The 15,555-nt window shown below is 59.7% G+C and carries 11 protein-coding genes; 2 read left to right on the top strand and 9 right to left on the bottom strand.

The window, feature by feature from the left end:
- Nucleotides 1-235: 235 nt before the first annotated feature.
- The 3 genes from J2Y48_RS08335 to J2Y48_RS08325 form a co-directional block, all read right to left on the bottom strand.
- Complete coding sequence (locus tag J2Y48_RS08335) at nucleotides 236-1,603, bottom strand: O-antigen ligase family protein (RefSeq protein ID WP_310415594.1); 1,368 nt, start codon at nucleotides 1,601-1,603, stop codon at nucleotides 236-238.
- 29 nt (nucleotides 1,604-1,632) lie between these two features.
- Nucleotides 1,633-2,775 (bottom strand): glycosyltransferase family 4 protein, encoded by a 1,143-nt coding sequence (locus J2Y48_RS08330; protein ID WP_310415591.1) that lies wholly within the window; start codon nucleotides 2,773-2,775, stop codon nucleotides 1,633-1,635.
- Between the two features lie 76 nt (nucleotides 2,776-2,851).
- Nucleotides 2,852-5,005, bottom strand: a complete 2,154-nt coding sequence (locus J2Y48_RS08325; protein ID WP_310415588.1) for an AAA family ATPase — start codon at nucleotides 5,003-5,005, stop codon at nucleotides 2,852-2,854.
- Nucleotides 5,006-5,278: 273 nt separating this feature from the next.
- Between J2Y48_RS08325 and J2Y48_RS08320 the strand changes: the two genes are divergently transcribed.
- On the top strand, nucleotides 5,279-6,835 hold the full coding sequence (locus tag J2Y48_RS08320; RefSeq protein ID WP_310415585.1) for a lipopolysaccharide biosynthesis protein: 1,557 nt from the start codon (nucleotides 5,279-5,281) through the stop codon (nucleotides 6,833-6,835).
- On the top strand, nucleotides 6,828-8,213 hold the full coding sequence (locus tag J2Y48_RS08315) for a hypothetical protein (protein ID WP_310415582.1): 1,386 nt from the start codon (nucleotides 6,828-6,830) through the stop codon (nucleotides 8,211-8,213). Before J2Y48_RS08320 ends, J2Y48_RS08315 begins: the two co-directional genes overlap by 8 nt.
- Nucleotides 8,214-8,336: 123 nt before the next feature.
- Here the strand turns inward: J2Y48_RS08315 and asnB are convergent, their stop codons facing one another.
- From asnB to J2Y48_RS08285, 6 genes are all read right to left on the bottom strand, one after another.
- Complete coding sequence (gene asnB, locus J2Y48_RS08310; RefSeq protein WP_310415579.1) at nucleotides 8,337-10,265, bottom strand: asparagine synthase (glutamine-hydrolyzing); 1,929 nt, start codon at nucleotides 10,263-10,265, stop codon at nucleotides 8,337-8,339.
- A gap of 139 nt (nucleotides 10,266-10,404) precedes the next feature.
- A complete protein-coding gene (locus tag J2Y48_RS08305; protein WP_310415576.1) occupies nucleotides 10,405-11,226 on the bottom strand; it encodes a metallophosphoesterase family protein in 822 nt (273 codons plus the stop codon).
- A complete protein-coding gene (locus tag J2Y48_RS08300) occupies nucleotides 11,223-12,419 on the bottom strand; it encodes an ATP-grasp domain-containing protein (protein WP_310415573.1) in 1,197 nt (398 codons plus the stop codon). The genes J2Y48_RS08305 and J2Y48_RS08300 overlap by 4 nt, the downstream gene beginning before the upstream one ends.
- A gap of 217 nt (nucleotides 12,420-12,636) precedes the next feature.
- Complete coding sequence (locus tag J2Y48_RS08295; RefSeq protein WP_310415569.1) at nucleotides 12,637-13,644, bottom strand: SDR family NAD(P)-dependent oxidoreductase; 1,008 nt, start codon at nucleotides 13,642-13,644, stop codon at nucleotides 12,637-12,639.
- A gap of 51 nt (nucleotides 13,645-13,695) precedes the next feature.
- Nucleotides 13,696-14,385, bottom strand: a complete 690-nt coding sequence (locus J2Y48_RS08290; protein ID WP_310415566.1) for a sugar transferase — start codon at nucleotides 14,383-14,385, stop codon at nucleotides 13,696-13,698.
- Nucleotides 14,382-15,518 carry a DegT/DnrJ/EryC1/StrS aminotransferase family protein gene (locus J2Y48_RS08285; RefSeq protein WP_310415563.1) on the bottom strand — a complete coding sequence of 379 codons (1,137 nt, stop codon included), beginning with the start codon at nucleotides 15,516-15,518 and terminating at the stop codon, nucleotides 14,382-14,384. Before J2Y48_RS08285 ends, J2Y48_RS08290 begins: the two co-directional genes overlap by 4 nt.
- Nucleotides 15,519-15,555 lie beyond the last annotated feature (37 nt).

Below are 15,555 nucleotides of genomic sequence, written 5' to 3'. Positions count from 1 at the left end.
ATCCGACGACCATTAACGGCCCAATCCATCATGCGGACCGCGGCAGTTAATATCGCTATTCGACGCAGTCCAGAAACATGAGGATCCGGCTCTCGAGATCTCGATGTCCGGGAGAGGCAACTAATTCAACAATGCGGTGGCCCAGACGTAAGCCCCCGGAGAGGAACGGTGAGGCTACGCCAGACGGCCCTGCAGACCGCAGAGCTTCTCGTCTTCACGGGTGTCGGACAGGCGCTTACGCGGCTTGCCCAGGTCGCAGCAATCGGGCCGGAAATACGAGAAGCCCCAGGAGTACGAAGAAAGTCGGGTGAGCGTCCACTCCTCCGCCCTTCAGCCAGGAGGCGAAGTAGCCCATGGACACACCGAGCATCAGCGGAAAATAGCTCGCGACCAGCGCATCGTGAGCATATAGCTTGTGGCGTTGCCGAAAGAACTGCCACACAGCGAGAACAACCGCGCCGGCATAGAGGAAGACGCCGAGCACGCCCGTCTCTACTGCCACCTCGAGCAGCGGACTATGACTCGGCAATTGAGGACGATGTGCGTAGATGCTCGTCAAGGAAGCCACATATCGATGGAGCTCAGTCGGGCCGTTGCCGACTCCCACACCGGTCCACAGGTTGTCCTGTATAAGCAGCAAGCTCGCATGCCACAGCACAGCGCGTCCGCCCAGATCTCCTCCTTCATGGTCTTGGAAGCGTTGCATGAGGACATCCGTCGCGAATGGTACAGCGGCAAGCAGGACCACCACCAGTATTATTCCAACGATACCGAACGGTCGCATCGGCTTGTAGAAGAAGAACGCGAGCAGCACGATCACGAGGGAGACAGAACTTCCACGGGAGCCGCTTAGGGCCACAAGACCCAAGGTGCACAGGATGAAGAAAATGCTGAGCCCCAGATGGAGCGTGCGTTTTGCGCCGGATGAGCGCAACACCGGCCAGATCGAGCCGGGAAGTGTCAGGACTAGCTCCACGCCGAAGAGGTTCTCGTTCATACCCAAGACTTGCAGTCTCTCGCCAGGCTGGAAATCGCCTAAGAAAACCGCATACAATCCCCCCAGGAGGAGGATCCAGCCCATCAACCTCAGGACGCGCATCAATTCGTCTAAGGCTTCTATTGATCTGACCTGCTCGGAAATGAGTAGCAGCAGAATGAATCCAATGACATAGGTGACAAGTTCCTTGCGGGCCAGGATGAGATCGGGAGCCCAAAGCAGCGTGACGATCGCCCAGACAAGATAAAGGGCCAATACGATGCATACGGCGTTCCACTGGATAGGCTGCCGCTGAACGATGACGTTGAGCAGCCACGCACCAAACGCAAGCGCAAGGGCCGAATTGACCGCGAGAGTAAAGACAGGTTCGAGCCGAAGCCCCGTTGGCATTAGCGAAAGGAAGATCGCGGCATGCAGGGCGCCCCGCGGCCGTTGCACCAAATAGAGAGCGATCGCGGCGCCGCCGGCGCCACCGACGGCCAGAATAGGGGCGCGGGGATCGCCCCACAGGATCAGCAAGGAAGACATCAAGATTGCTAGCAGGACAGCCGAGGCAACGTACAGCAGGCTCATCGGCGGTGATACAACACGAAAAAGGTTCAGCACCGCCGTTCACCCCTGCCTTTGAATCTGGATCAGCCGCGATCCATGGACGGTATCGTGGGCGCCACGCCCATTCGTACTCCGGGAAGAGCCTCGTCTAGAGCCCGGCATACCGCCTCGAGGCTATGCCGCCGACGAACATAGGAAAGCGCGACTTTTCCGCACCGCTGATTGAGCGCCTTCGTTCGCGTGAGCGCATCGACATCATGGACCAGTTGAGACACGGTTCGGCTGACGAAGCCCAAGCCCTCCTGCTCGATCACTCCTCCCGGATCCACCGATAGCGATACAACCGGAACCCCTACGCTCCAGGCCTCAAGCATAGTGTTAGGAAATCCTTCGGCGCGGGAGGTATTTACCAGCACTTTGCTTTCCGCAAGCAGAGCCATGACCTTGTCGTCGCGCTGCGGGCCGTAGAAAGTCAAGTTTTCTAGTTTGGACATCCGCTGCTCGAGCGCTGCCTGGCGCGTGCTGCTCACTGTGGGATCGAATCCGCCGATCAATGCGAAGCGCAGGCTGGGCAGCGCTGCCGCCAAATCCAAGTAGAGGTGGAGTTGTTTGCTGTTGCGGATCTTCGCGATCCAGATCGCATCTATGGTGGTCGTGTCGTAGGCGCGGGGAAGATCGCAGACCGAACGCACCAGATTCGGCACGTGTACCGAGCGCTTTCGCAGCCGCGGATTGAGGAGCGCCACTTGCTGAGCGTGCTGAACCGCGATCAGGTCCGTGCTTCGCAAACCAAGGCTGAATAGCGGCGCGTGGAACCATTTTTTGTGGCCGTAGGCGGTCCAGGGCGTGCAATGAAGGTCATGGGCCAGTGCATATATGAAGCATGTATCCCGGCGGCGCCGGGCAAAAAGGCCCATTAGCCAAAGAAAATCCATTGGAAGGCGCGCATAGAGCACGTTCGGGCGCAACATGTCCATGGCACGCCAGAATACCGGGAGACTCCCAGGAAATCGCCACGCCGGTACAGCTTCGATGCAGGTGACCCCCGAGATTTTGTTGAAAGACTGCGTCTGCCCGTTGCCGTATAGAAGTCCTACTTCGTGTCCAAGACCCGCAAGAGCCGCCGCAAGATAAGCTATCTGTGCTTCAGCGCCACCTGATGAGCGGGAATCGCCGGCGAGGACCTGAAACGATCTATATCCAGGAGAAACAAAGCACCACCGCAACGTTTAGGCTCCTGCTCTAGGTTGCAACGAATTCGGTGCTGATCATCCGCTCCGACCAGTGCCCCATGAGTTAGGGTTAACTCCACAGGCCGGAACGCGAATAATGTCTTCGGTGCTTGTGGAGGAACTCACCCACATCCCCGAGCCGATACCGTGCATGCTTTCTCAGATGGACGCGCGTCAACACAGCATGAACATTGGCCAGGCTCTCGAACCGATTGGAGTGCTGCAACTGCTGGAGGGCATTGCCGGCGACCTCGCGCCGTGTGCTGCCCCAGCGCACCGCAAAGATCACTTTGTCGGCTACCGTGGAAAGGAGGCGGGCTTCCGTTGCGAAGGCCGGCGGGCCATCAATGATGACGCAATCGTAGCTCCCGCGCAGCCGTTGACAGATTTCCGAGACTTTCTGAGCCGCAACAAGCGAAGGCTGCTCGGCAGCTGTCCGGCGCACCGGAAGATAGTCGCATTCCAGATCTGAGCTCCGGCCAATCGACCCAACGCTCGTCAGGCTCTGAGCGAGCGGGCATGCATTCTCGCCCGCTACCATTTCCAATTCCGCTGTGCTCCCGGGATCTTTGAGGTCGCGGTCGACTAGAAGAACGCGACGTCCAAGACGCACCGCGCAGGCAGCGAGGCCCGTGGCCAGCGTGGTCTTGCCTTCGCCGGGCACACTGGATGTCACGAGGATGATCATCGGCTCAACACTCGGACCAGCAGGCTGGAGCGCTGCGGCTGCGATCGAGTAGATTGCCTGGCCGTAAGCTGATGAACCTCCATCGAACAAGTAACGGGCTTTTCGGTGTGACCAGTAAGTAGACGGAATATTCGGGAGAAGGCCGATGCAGGAGACGCCGAGGACGTCGATTATGTCACGTTCACTCCGCAGAGTGCGATCCATGCTCTCAAGAAAGAATGCGATGGCCACTCCAAATGCCGAGAAGGCGATCAGTCCGGCTGGTATGAAGAGGATCGGGTTGATTGAGCTGGGGCGGGCCGGCGCTCGCGCCGTTGCGAGGATATGCGCCGCAACCGCCGCATTGTCCTGCGCCTCGGCTATCTCCTGCTTATGCCGGAGGAGACCGCTGTAATGTTCCGCAGCGGAAGCGGCTTGGCGCTCGAGAAAGCGAAGCTCGGTTTCAGAATCGAGACGGTCGGCGGCGCCGCTCTGCAGTGATTTCAGATATTGCTCAAGCATCGACGCTTGTGAGCGAATAATTTCAGTCTCGTTGTTGAGCGGCGCCTGCAGACGCTCATTTTTTAAGTCGCCCGTAGCACCTAGGTCTGGAGTCAACGCATCGCGAACCTTGGCCCTCTCTTCCTTTATGGCTTCGGCACTACGAGGCGTATCGATGGCAGCTTCTCTTGCCGCTATTTCGGACCTCGCGCGTGCAAGCTGCCGCCTCGTTTGGGCGATAAGTTCCGCATCAGACTCGACATTGGTCGTTCCATGAACGATGCGGAAAGATTGCACCCTCTCTTCCGCTTCCTGAGCCTCGGCCTTGACCTCCGCAAGGCGCTGGTCCAGCCGGGCCACCAAACGTTCGGACTCCTGCCGGTTCTGGTCGCGCAGTTCTTCGATGTGGAGGTCTACGAACTGGTTTGCGATGATGGCGGCCTTTTCGGGACTTTTGCCGGTATAGCTCACGGAGATGATGCGGGAGCGGCGCTCTTGGTTGACCGTTAAGCCCGCTCTGAGTTCCCCCACGCTGGGAATACCTGGCCGTGCGTCACCACTTTTAGCTACCGGATCATCCGACATAGGAAGAATGCTTTTGATGGAACCAACGAACGCACGAAGCCAGGCTCGTAGTTCCTCGATGGACTTCCTTAATGCCGACGTCTCTTCTCGCGTTTTCGACTGAAAGCCGGGGTAATCGTACAGGCTGGCGCGCACCGAACGGAAATGATCTTCGGAAGTTAGAATAGCGATCGCCGTATCAATCACGGTCGGATCGACGGTCTCGAAAATGGTCGAATGTGTTGAGTTCGCGTCCGGCGGACCAGGGTCGATAACGATCTGAGCCGTCGCTGTGTACGAGGGCGGGACTGCCAACGCGGCAATGACGGTCACAAAAGTACCGAGCCCTGCCATGGCGCCGATTAAGACCTTGTGCCGTCTTATAATGTCGACGAGTTCGGAGAACTGAGATGCAGGAGCACGTCGCGAATCCGAAGGCGCCGGACCGTCTAATCGAGAATATCTCCCGCTTGGTGGCCTAACACGTTCCATAGTTGGCGACCTCTATTTCGACAGTGCGAGACAACTTCGGCGATGTTGATGGCATGATCCCCGCTTGGGATGCATGATTCAGATCCTGCCTCGTCAGTTGCAGCAAGCCGAGAATTAAAGCCTAAGGAGCCCGGTGTCGGGCGTCTTCATTCGTTTGCATGAGGCCCGCAGACGGAAAGTAGTGCGACATTGAGGAGCGTTGACCTGCCACCGGTGGACTGCTTCCGTTGACCCACTGCGCTGGTCTAAACGAGGCAGCAGGATGGGAATGCCATGTTGAATGCAGGCATCACCGGTAAGTCTATGACTGACGTCGCGAAAGTTCGCTTCGTCAGCAATGTGGCTTCCAATGCAGGCTATGTCGTTATGAACACAGCTCTCATGCTGTGGTATGTTCCGTTTCTGGTAAGTCATCTCGGCGTGGCGGCGTACGGGATGATTGCGCTAGCAAACTCCCTCGTCATGTATGGAGCGTTGGTCGGAACCAGCCTGAACGTTTCGATTAACCGTTTTCTGGCGATAGACCTCAATCAAGACGACAGCGCCAGCGCCAACCGAACTTTCAACACAGCCCTGGTGCTTTCGATAGTTGCTTGTAGCGCCCTGTTGGTCCCGGTAGTCATTCTGACCTATTTCCTTCCGGCGCTGTTCAATGTTCCCGCCGGGCTGGAGCCGGCGACCCAGTTTCTGTTTGCAAGCGTCTGCGCTGCGTTCATCGTGACAATTCTGAGCAGCAATTTCGGTGTTGCAAGCGTGATCCGACATCGCTTCGACCTGCGAAATATCGTGAACGCGCTGATGATGCTGACCCGGGTTGGCATCATAGCGCTTTGTTTCATGGTCTGGCCGGCAACCCTCTGGCAAGTCGCAGCGGCTTTCATCGTCTCCGCCATGATCGGGCTTGCGGGTGACGTCGTCGTCTGGAGACGCTTGACGCCGGAGTTGCATCTCGATTACCGCAGCATCGACAGTCATCGCTTTCGGGCACTTGCGAATTTGGGCGGCTGGTCGGCAGTCAACCAGACCGGCGCACTCCTGCTGATGCAGGTGGACCTCCTGATCGTGAACGCCATGTTCGGCGCCGAGATGACCGGACGATACGGCGCCGTGCTGCTCTTCCCTGCGATGATACATACGCTCACCGAGGCCGTCGCCGCTGTGCTAAGTCCGGCAATAATGGCGCGCTACGCCGTCGACGACATCGAGGGAATGCGACGGATTGCTTGTCATTCCGTCAAGCTTCTTGGGGTTGCGCTAGCCCTGCCGGTTGGCCTGCTGTGCGGATTTGCCGGGCCTTTGCTGCATCTGTGGCTGGGTCCCGAGTTTGCTCAACTGGACGTGCTGCTGATCCTTCTCGTTGGCCATTTGGCCGTCAACCTGGCCATCAGGCCACTTTTGTACGTAGTGACGGCGTACAACAAGGTCAAAGTGCAAGGATTGCTCACACTCGCGCTCGGCTTCGCGAACATCGGCTTGGCGATAGTGCTTGCACGCTGGAGCGGATGGGGAGTAGCCGGGATCGCGGCGGCCGCGGCCATCGTGTGGACGGTCAAGAATTGCCTGTTCTTGTCCAGCTACTGCGCGGTCCTGTTGCGTCTCCCCTGGTGGTCGTTCTACGCGCCCTTGACAGCCGGGGCACTCGGCACGTTGGCTATCGGCTGCGCCGGCAGGGTCATTTCACAGCTTTGGTGGCCGGCGGATTGGCTGACCCTCGGCGCAATGGCGGCCGCAGTAGCTGTCGTGTACAGTATAGGTGCCTATACCTTGAGCTTGAGCCGTTCGGATCGTGATCTGCTGTGGAGCGTCCTGGATCGGAGATCACATGCTTAACTGGCGTGCACCGATCCTGACGGTCTACGACTCACGGATCTCCCATAATCCGATCCCCCGCCATGGCTCATTCCTAGGCGAATTCCATAGCTGGCCGGTCGCAAGGCAGCGAGAGGCGCAGCTGGAGCGGCTTTCGCAGCTGTTGCGGCACGCTGCCCGCAACGTACCGCATTACCGCGATGTGCTGACAGCGACTGGCGTGGTGCACGGCGACCACGTGGACCTCGACCGCTTTCGGCACGTGCCGGAGCTTACCAGAGACATGTTGCGCGCGAAATTCGAGTTGCTGAAGAGCGATGATCTCCCTTCGAGGGCCTGGTATAAGAACAGTTCGGGCGGAAGCAGCGGGGAGCCGGTGACGCTGCTGCAGGACCGCCACTACGATGACATCGGGCAGGCAACGATCGAGATGCACTATTCCTGGGCGGGAAAGCTCGCCGGGGAGCCGTTCGTCAAGCTTTGGGGGTCGGACCGCGACGTACTGTTCGGTACCGAAGGATGGCGCAACAAACTCAGCAACTTCATACGGAACCGAACGTTTCTCAACTCCTTCTATCTAAGCAGACAACACATGCAGAACTACGTAAAAGTAATTCAGCGTGTGCGTCCGGTCATCATCGAAGCCTATGCGGAAAGCATCTATGAGCTTGCGCGCTACATCAATGCCGAGCGTATCAGGCTTCCGCCCGTCAGGAGCATCGTCACGAGCGCCGGTACTCTCTATCCCTTCATTCGTGAAGAGGTCATGCGCGCCTTCAACTGCCCGATATTAAATCGTTACGGCTCGCGCGAGGTCGGCAGCTTCGCCGGCGAGCACGAGGCCGGAGCAGGGCTGGAGGTCTTCACCTATACCCATTTCGTCGAGGTCGTGGATGAGGCAGGCGAGCCATGCGGGCCGAACGAAGAAGGCGACGTGCTGGTCACGTGCCTGACCAACTACGCCATGCCGATCATCCGCTACCGGATCGGCGACCGCGCGGTGGTCGCAGCCGCGGTTTCGACCCCAACACCCTCCGTTGAAAAGTTGGCGACAGTCACCGGACGCATGATGGATGCCTTCGTGCGCGAAGACGGCTCGACCATCCCCGGATACTTTTTCGTCCATTTCCTTGGTGTCGTGCATAAATCCAATTGGCTGAGGAAGACTCAGATCATCCAGCAAGACTACGATGTGATCCTGGTTAAGATGGTCACGGCAGCGCCGCCGCCGGAGGGTGCTTTGGACGAGATCCGTAGTTCGCTGCAGCGTGTTATGGGATCAGCATGCCAGGTGACCTTCGAGTTCGTCGACGCCATTCCGAAGCTGGCCTCAGGCAAGTACCGTTACACGGTATCGCTCGTTCCTCGGCCATCACACGGCACACCTGCTATTCAATAAGTATCTGAAGTTCGCGCCGACGGCCCCCGGAGCGGAAGCCCCTCCTTTCGCTGAAGCTTCCGAACTGCTGGCAAGTTCGACCACCGTCAGGGATGACACTCGTCCTTCATTGATCCGTTTGTTTCATGCAGCCGTGGCGTGGCTTCCCTTGCAGAGGGCGGCTTGTAGGAATGCATCGCTGTCCAGATAGGTGCGTGACCACGCATCCAGAAAGAGAAGCCGCCACAACAGCGGCCCGAAGTCTCGCCCACCCGCCGAGATGTGGGCCGCGATGATGCGTTCCACGCACGTCACATCCCAGAAGCCGCGCGCCTTCGCCTCCGGGGAAAGCAGCCGTTCGCGGAGGAACGTTTGCCCACTCGGCTGCTGGAACCAGGCGCGAAGCGGAACACCAAAGCCGCGCTTGCTGCCGCGTTGCACCTGCGTCGGCAACAGCCGCTCCGCCAGCTTTCGCAGGGGGAGTTTGCCCTCACGGGTGTTGAGGAGTGCCGCACGGGGTAACCTCGCGGCCCACTCGACGACGCGGTAGTCCAGGAAAGGCGAACGCACCTCGATAGAGTGCGCCATCGAGGCCCGGTCCATCTTCACAAGGATGTCGTCCGGCAGGTACAGCGCGTAATCCAGTGCCTGTTGGCGCGCTTGAATCGCTTGCCCGCGCGTGGCGCTCCACCGGTCCCAGAGCGGTGCGCCTGCCCCCGCGAAATGGTCGCGCACAGTGGGGCCGAAGGCGAATTGCAGTGCCGGATCGGTTGGCACACCATCAAAGGCGGCAGCGTAGCCCCCATCCCGCAGCCCACATTTCAGCAAGCGGTAACGGTGCGATGAAAGTGTCGGCAACGCTTGCGACAGCCCGCGCATCGCCCAACCTATCGGGGCGGGTAACGTTGCGAGCCAACGATACCGCTGCGCCTCCACGTAACGGCGGTAGCCGCCAAACGCCTCGTCGCCGCCATCCCCCGACAGAAAGACCGTCGCGTGCTCTGCCGCCGCCTCGCACAGTGCAAAGGTAGGCAGCGCAGATGCATCGCCGAACGGCTCATCGTAGAACCAGGCGAGGCGGTCTATATCGGAGAGGCTGGCCGGCCGTTGCACGATGAGGCGGTGCTCCAACCCGGCACGCTCGGCAGTGGCGCGGGCAAGGTCGCTCTCGTCGTGATCACGCTCGGAAAAGCCGACGGTGAGCGCGAGCGGGCGCCTTCCCTCTGCGGCCTCGCCCGCCAGCGCGGCCACCAGCCCGCTATCGATGCCGCCGGACAGAAAGATGCCAACGGGAACGTCACTTCGCATGCGAATGCGCGTGGCGTCGGTCAGCAGGGCCAACAAGTCGTCCAGTTGCGCCGACGAAAGCGTATCTGTTTCTGTGTCAGCCTCATCAGACACCTGCCAATATTGGCCCAATCGGGCGCGGTGCGGCTCGTCCAGGCGTCCTGCCAGATAGTGTGCGGGCGGAAGCTTCTGATAGCCCTTGAAGATGCATCGGTCGGTGGAGAGATAGTTTAGGGCCAGGTACTCGGCAACTGCGGCAGGGTCCACCTCACGCGGGGCGTCAGACCATGCGAGCAGCGCCTTCAACTCCGAGGCGAAGCGCAAACTTCCTTGCCGCAGGTGGTAGTACAGCGGCTTCACCCCCAGACGGTCTCTTGCAATGATGAAGGTCCGCTCGTGGGTATCCACGAAGGCGAATGCAAACATGCCATTCAGGCGGTACAGTGCCCGCGCACCCTTCAGCGCAAGTAGACGAACCAGAACTTCAGTATCCGAGCCGCTTTGGAACTGTTCTCCCTCGCGCTCCAACGTCTGCCGCAGTTCGATGTAATTGTAAATTTCGCCGTTGAAGATCAGCCAATAGCGACCATCAGGCGACGCCATTGGCTGGCGGCCAAGCAGGCTCAGGTCGAGGATGCTCAGGCGGCGGAAGCCTAGCCCCCAACCCGCCCCGCTCTCGTAGCCCGCGTCATCCGGCCCGCGATGCTGAAGCAGCCTGGATAGAACCTCGACCTGTTCGTCACCGCCGCGAGGTCTCTCGCCGAACCAGCCAAATAGTCCACACATGTGCGTTCTCGCTTACTCTGCCACCGATTGCCTCCGATGAAAGCGGCATGTGGTTCCGCCGTGTCCGCTCGTCATGTCTTCTCGCCGGAAACACGAGCAGCCCCACCAGCCAACAGCTTCATCGTCGCGTAACCTGTCATCACCCGCTTACCTCCCACTTTCGCTTTACGGCGTCATAGAGGCCGAGAGCGACGAGATATCGTCTCAGTACTGCCTTGAGCGGCTTGGGGAGGGTGGCTAACGGGGGTAGCAGGCCCGCCCGCCGTTTCTTTGCCATTGAAACAGACCAGTCATATTCCACGCGCCTCACCTTGATGGCCTGGCGTGCGGTATCGAGAACGAGGTAGGTGGCGCGTGGATCGGAGGTCCGCGATTCTCCGACTGAACCCGGGTTGATATGGTAATAGGCATCCTCCGTGACCTTGATCTCGTTGCCAAGAAGTTGTCGCGGCGAGGACCCCTGCCATTCGAAGACGCCAAGGTGATGCGTGTGTCCGAAGGCGCAGATCCGGATGCCCGAGGGGTGGTTCATGAGTGCCTCGAAGCTCGCTCGGCGCTGTTCGTCATTGTCCAGCCGAACGGTATCGCAGTCTTTCTCTGGGTGCAGCGCGCCATGAACTGCGATCACCGCGTCGTCAATCTCAGCCTTGAGGGGCAGCCCGGCCAGAAATGATAGCGCTTCCCGGCCGAGCCGCCGGCGTGTCCAGAAGATCGCGCGGGCGCCGACAAAACCGAAATCATCGGTGACGAGCTGTCCACAGACAGCCCTGTCGTGATTTCCGGCTACGCATATGGCTCCGCATTCCTGTAGCAGTGCTATGCACTCTGCCGGATTCGTGTTGTAGCCGACGATATCGCCAAGGCATACGATATGGTCCGCTCCTTGCGTAGAGATGTCGTCGAGAGTCGCCCGGAGTGCCTCGAGATTGGAGTGAACATCGGAGATTATCGCCAATCTCATGCTTCCCCCCGGTGTGCGGGCTGCATGAGGCGGGAAAGCCTTTCGCCAACGCTAGACATGCCCCAATGCCATGCCGTTTGCAGCAGTACCGGATCATCCCAACTCAGATGCGAAGTCACCTCGCAGCGGATCACCCAGGGCAACCACGACCGCAAGGGCAACCCGATGGCGCGAGCAGCAAACCAATCGGAAGGGAGAGTGCACCATCGGATGCCCGGGCGGGCTTTCGCTGGGGGCGGCCGGGATTGACCGGTTAGATCTGCGTAGACCAGCGCTGGTATGTTGACGCCTGCACGTGCGCCTAGGACATGCCAAAGATTAAAGCGCGGGTTGACTTCCAGGAGGTGAAGCGCACCATCCGGGTCTCGTTTGAAATCGAATTTAGCGACGCCGTGCAGGTTCAGCTTCTCAACCAGTGCGTGGCCGAGCGATGCCACATCCGCCGCATCCGTAGTCTCCAGGGCGGTGCTGTGACCACATGACGGCGGGTAAGTTCGTATTTTTCGGCCGGTAAACTCGCCGGCAATTTCGCCCCGATGATCAACATAGACATGATAACTTTCGATGCAGCTTTCCGGCCCCGGAATCATCTCTTGGACCAGGAGATCCATTTCGTTGCTGGCCAAACGGGGCCACAATTCTCGGAATGCCTCTTCTGTGGCGACTTCGATTGCCTTGCCGCCGCTCGCGATGAATTCCCAAGGTGACCGGCGCCTGAGTGGCTTGATGACGACCGGAAAGCGCAGATCAATGGAAACCGGTACTGAGTCCGCGCATGGCCGGATTCTTCGCGATGCCGGAACGGGAAGGCTCAGCCGTTCTGCCAAAAATTGAAAACGGGCCTTGTCGACGAGATCCTCCACCAACGCCACTTCGGGCAGGATGAAGCGGAAGGCCTGCCCCAGTCTCTCGCGATATCGTGACATGAACAGGAGGTGGGAATCCTCTTCAAAGAAAAGGACGGGGGGCTCTTGCTGTGCCGTACCGAAGCGCAGCAACATGTCCGCCAACGCGTCGAGATTCTTTGAAAAGCTCTGCCAGGGTAGGACCGCTCGGACGAACCGCGAATAGGTGGTCGGATTGCCGGGCGGCGCGACAACCGCGCAGGAAATGCCGGCCAGTCCGAGGGGCCGAACCACATTCATATCGCCCATGACGCAAGCCATGGGGCCTACGACCGCCTTGCGCTTCACGGGAGCTTCCCGTGTCTGCTGTGGATGGCGAGTGCGATACATTCGAAATCCTATTCCGCGGAGCGCCGAGGAGGCTCAGGCGACGCGACGTGCCGTCAAGTGCCAGCGACGCGAGAGCTTCCCGCAGCGGCACGGCGGCCGCCGCTTGCAGGCCGAGCATCGGCCGGACCGGACAAGCGTGGCCACAGGGTCGTCGTGAACCTGCCGCGCGGCGCGGTCACGTGATATATCCCTTCTCCTGACGCACCCGACCTTGCTCAAGGCGGTGGCGCCACCATGAGATGGTCCGATCGAGACCTTCTCGAAGAGAGGTGACGGGTTGCCAGCCAGTTTCGCGCTCGAAACGAGAGGAGTCGGCCAGCAAAGCTCGAACTTCGGAATTTACCGGCCGTAAGCGGCTTTCATCCCTGCGGATGGGCTTGTTGCATTTCGTCACATCGAGGACGAGCTCGATAATGTCGGCTACGTTCGTCGCCCGTTGGCTGCCGGCATTGTAGGGGCTGCCGAATTCAATCCCGACTGCGCTTCCTGCCGCAAGAAACGCAGCAACCGTGTCTCCTACAAAGGTGAGATCGCGGATCGGTGTCGTATCGCCCACGAATATGGCCGAGCAGGATGGGTCGAGCGCCTGCCGAACAATTGTTGGAATGATGGCCCGCTCGCTCTGACGAGGCCCGAACGTGTTGAACGGTCGCAGGATAACAACGGGAAGCCCGAACGAACGGGCGAATGCTTCCGCCATCGCATCCGCACCGATTTTCGATGCCGAATAGGGAGATTGTGCCTTCAAAGGATGCGATTCACCGATCGGCATCGTGATCGCCGTTCCATAGACCTCGCTGGTAGAGGTAACGACCACGCGCTCCGTCCCCGACTGCCGGGCGGCCTCAAGGATGTTGAGCGTGCCGAGGATATTTGTCTCTACATAAGATTGGGCAGCTGCATAGGAATATGGAACTGCGATGAGGGCAGCGAGATGAAATACCAACTGGTGATCCCGCACGATGCTGCTAATGAAGTTGGTATCGCGCACGTCGCCGCGAACGAGATTGACCTTCTCCTTTATGGTTTCGGGCAGGTCGTCGAGCCAGCCATAACTGTCGAAGGAGTTGTAAAGGGCAAGGGCCGTAACCTCGCTCCCATGCCGGACGAGCTCTTCGGTCAGATGCGATCCAATGAACCCATCCGCTCCGGTTACGAGCACTCTGGTCTTGTCATATCGCATTCAACTACTCCCCTGCGGCGTTTCGCATCACGTGCGACGGTCCCAATCGGGCTAGCGACGCTCGCGCTCTGCCAGTGCGGTGCCAATCGGCGGGACCCAGCCGAGGACGGCCAACGCCCCCCGGATCATCCAAGCAATGTCGGAAGCGACGGTGCGGTGTGAGAAATAGGCAAGGTCTAGCCTTGCCTTGGCCGGAAACAGGACGTCGCGATAAAACTGCGTCGGATCCTTGTCTCGCGGATAGAACTGCCGTTCGTTGCGGAATGCTACCTGGCTCGGGCCGATCAGCCCCGGCCTGTACCGCAGGACTTCCTCGAACTCTTCGCAAAAGCAATTAACGAAGTCCAAGCTCTCCGGGCGCGGCCCAACGATGGACATCTCGCCGCGTAGCACGTTCCACAATTGCGGCAGTTCGTCGATTTTTGTCCTGGCGAGGAACTGTCCAATTCTCGTGAGGCGACAGTCACCGTCCAACGTGAGCGGGCAGCCATCCGTACCGCAGTCTGGGCGGAACTTGCGGAACTTATACATCCGGAATGGTTGCCCCCCGACGCCGACTCGTATCTGGGCGAAGAGGATCGGGGGCCCGCCTTCCAGCAGGAGCGCGACCGCGACCAGAGCCAACAGAGGAGCCAGGAGCACCATGGCGACTCCCGCGATCAGGATGTCGAACGTCCGCTGTACGAGCAGGCTGGCGGCTGGTGCTTGCTGCCTCTGCAACGCGATTGGCTGCATTATCATGCCACGGCTCCGGTATTGGCCCTGCTGTGAACCACCTCTGCGAGACGTGCGACGATCATCTCCAGCATGGATGTGCTGATCCGAGGATGCAGGGGGAGCGTCAACTCGCGTTCGGCGAAGGCTTCGGTTTGCGGCAGGTGAAGGTTCGGGTAGAGCTGCCGGTAGAGCGACAGGAGGTGCACTGGGGGGTAGTGGATGGTGGTCTGAATCCCATTGGCTCGAAGGTGATCGATCACGTCCTGCCGGTTCACGAAGGACGGCAGCAGAACCGGCATGATATGACACGCGGACAGACTGCTTCCGGAGAACGGGATTTGGACCGAAGGGCAGTCCAGCGCCATCAGGCGGCGATAGATCAAGGTCAATCCCAGCCTGATGCCGTTCCAGTTCTGGAGTTGCTTCAGTTGCACCAGGCCGATGGCGGCGCGTAACTCATCCATGCGATAGTTGAAGCCCAGCATGGTGACGTCGTAATGCGGCGTCCGGCTATTCAGCCGCTGATGGGTGGTGCTGGTCATTCCATGAGCGCGCGCCTGCCGGATTGCCTCGCGCACAGCACCATCCCGGGTCAGGACGGCACCGCCTTCGGCCGTCGTCATGTTCTTGTTGCCATAGAAGCTGAATGCAGCTGCATCGCCGAACGTGCCGGCTTCCTTCAGCCCGGGCGCATGCGCTGCGTCCTCGATGAGCAGCAGCCCTCTGCGCCGAGCGAATGCACGCCATGCCTCGCGGTCGGGTAGATATCCGGCGAAATGCACCAGGATGACGGCTTTCGTCCGCGGGGTGCACCGCGCCTCTGCCTCGGCCAAGGAGATGAGTGGCACATCCATCGACTCGATATCGACAAAGACGGGATCGGCACCAACATAGCGAACGGCATTGGCAGTGGCGACGAAGGTGAGGCTCGGCACGAGCACTTCATCCCCGCACGTCACTCCAAGTGCCTGCAAGATCAGGTGCAGTGCCGCAGTGCAGGAGCTAACGGCGACGGCGTCCTCAGCTCCATGCATCGTGGCAAACGCCTCCTCAAAGGCGCGCACGCGATCTCCCATCGTCAGCCATTCGCTGTCGATGACCTCGGAAAGGACAGCCTTTTCCTCAGCTCCTACAATGGGCGCAGAGACCAGCAGCATGGAGACACTTCCTTTGGCTCTGTGAAGACGGGAGGGT

Origin of the sequence: Mycoplana sp. BE70 (assembly GCF_031455855.1) — a bacterium.
GTDB lineage: Bacteria > Pseudomonadota > Alphaproteobacteria > Rhizobiales > Rhizobiaceae > Mycoplana.
The sequence above is the reverse complement of the archived record's forward strand: the minus strand, read 5'-3'. Positions and strand labels throughout refer to the sequence as shown.

Bases quoted from the DNA above. Each gene is read 5' to 3' on its own strand.
- J2Y48_RS08325 (WP_310415588.1), bottom strand. From the start codon at position 5,005: ATGGAACGTGTTAGGCCACCAAGCGGGAGATATTCTCGATTAGACGGT.
- J2Y48_RS08320 (WP_310415585.1), top strand. From the start codon at position 5,279: ATGTTGAATGCAGGCATCACCGGTAAGTCTATGACTGACGTCGCGAAA.
- J2Y48_RS08315 (WP_310415582.1), top strand. From the start codon at position 6,828: ATGCTTAACTGGCGTGCACCGATCCTGACGGTCTACGACTCACGGATC.
- asnB (WP_310415579.1), bottom strand. From the start codon at position 10,265: ATGTGTGGACTATTTGGCTGGTTCGGCGAGAGACCTCGCGGCGGTGAC.
- J2Y48_RS08305 (WP_310415576.1), bottom strand. From the start codon at position 11,226: ATGAGATTGGCGATAATCTCCGATGTTCACTCCAATCTCGAGGCACTC.
- J2Y48_RS08295 (WP_310415569.1), bottom strand. From the start codon at position 13,644: ATGCGATATGACAAGACCAGAGTGCTCGTAACCGGAGCGGATGGGTTC.
- J2Y48_RS08290 (WP_310415566.1), bottom strand. From the start codon at position 14,385: ATGATAATGCAGCCAATCGCGTTGCAGAGGCAGCAAGCACCAGCCGCC.
- J2Y48_RS08285 (WP_310415563.1), bottom strand. From the start codon at position 15,518: ATGCTGCTGGTCTCTGCGCCCATTGTAGGAGCTGAGGAAAAGGCTGTC.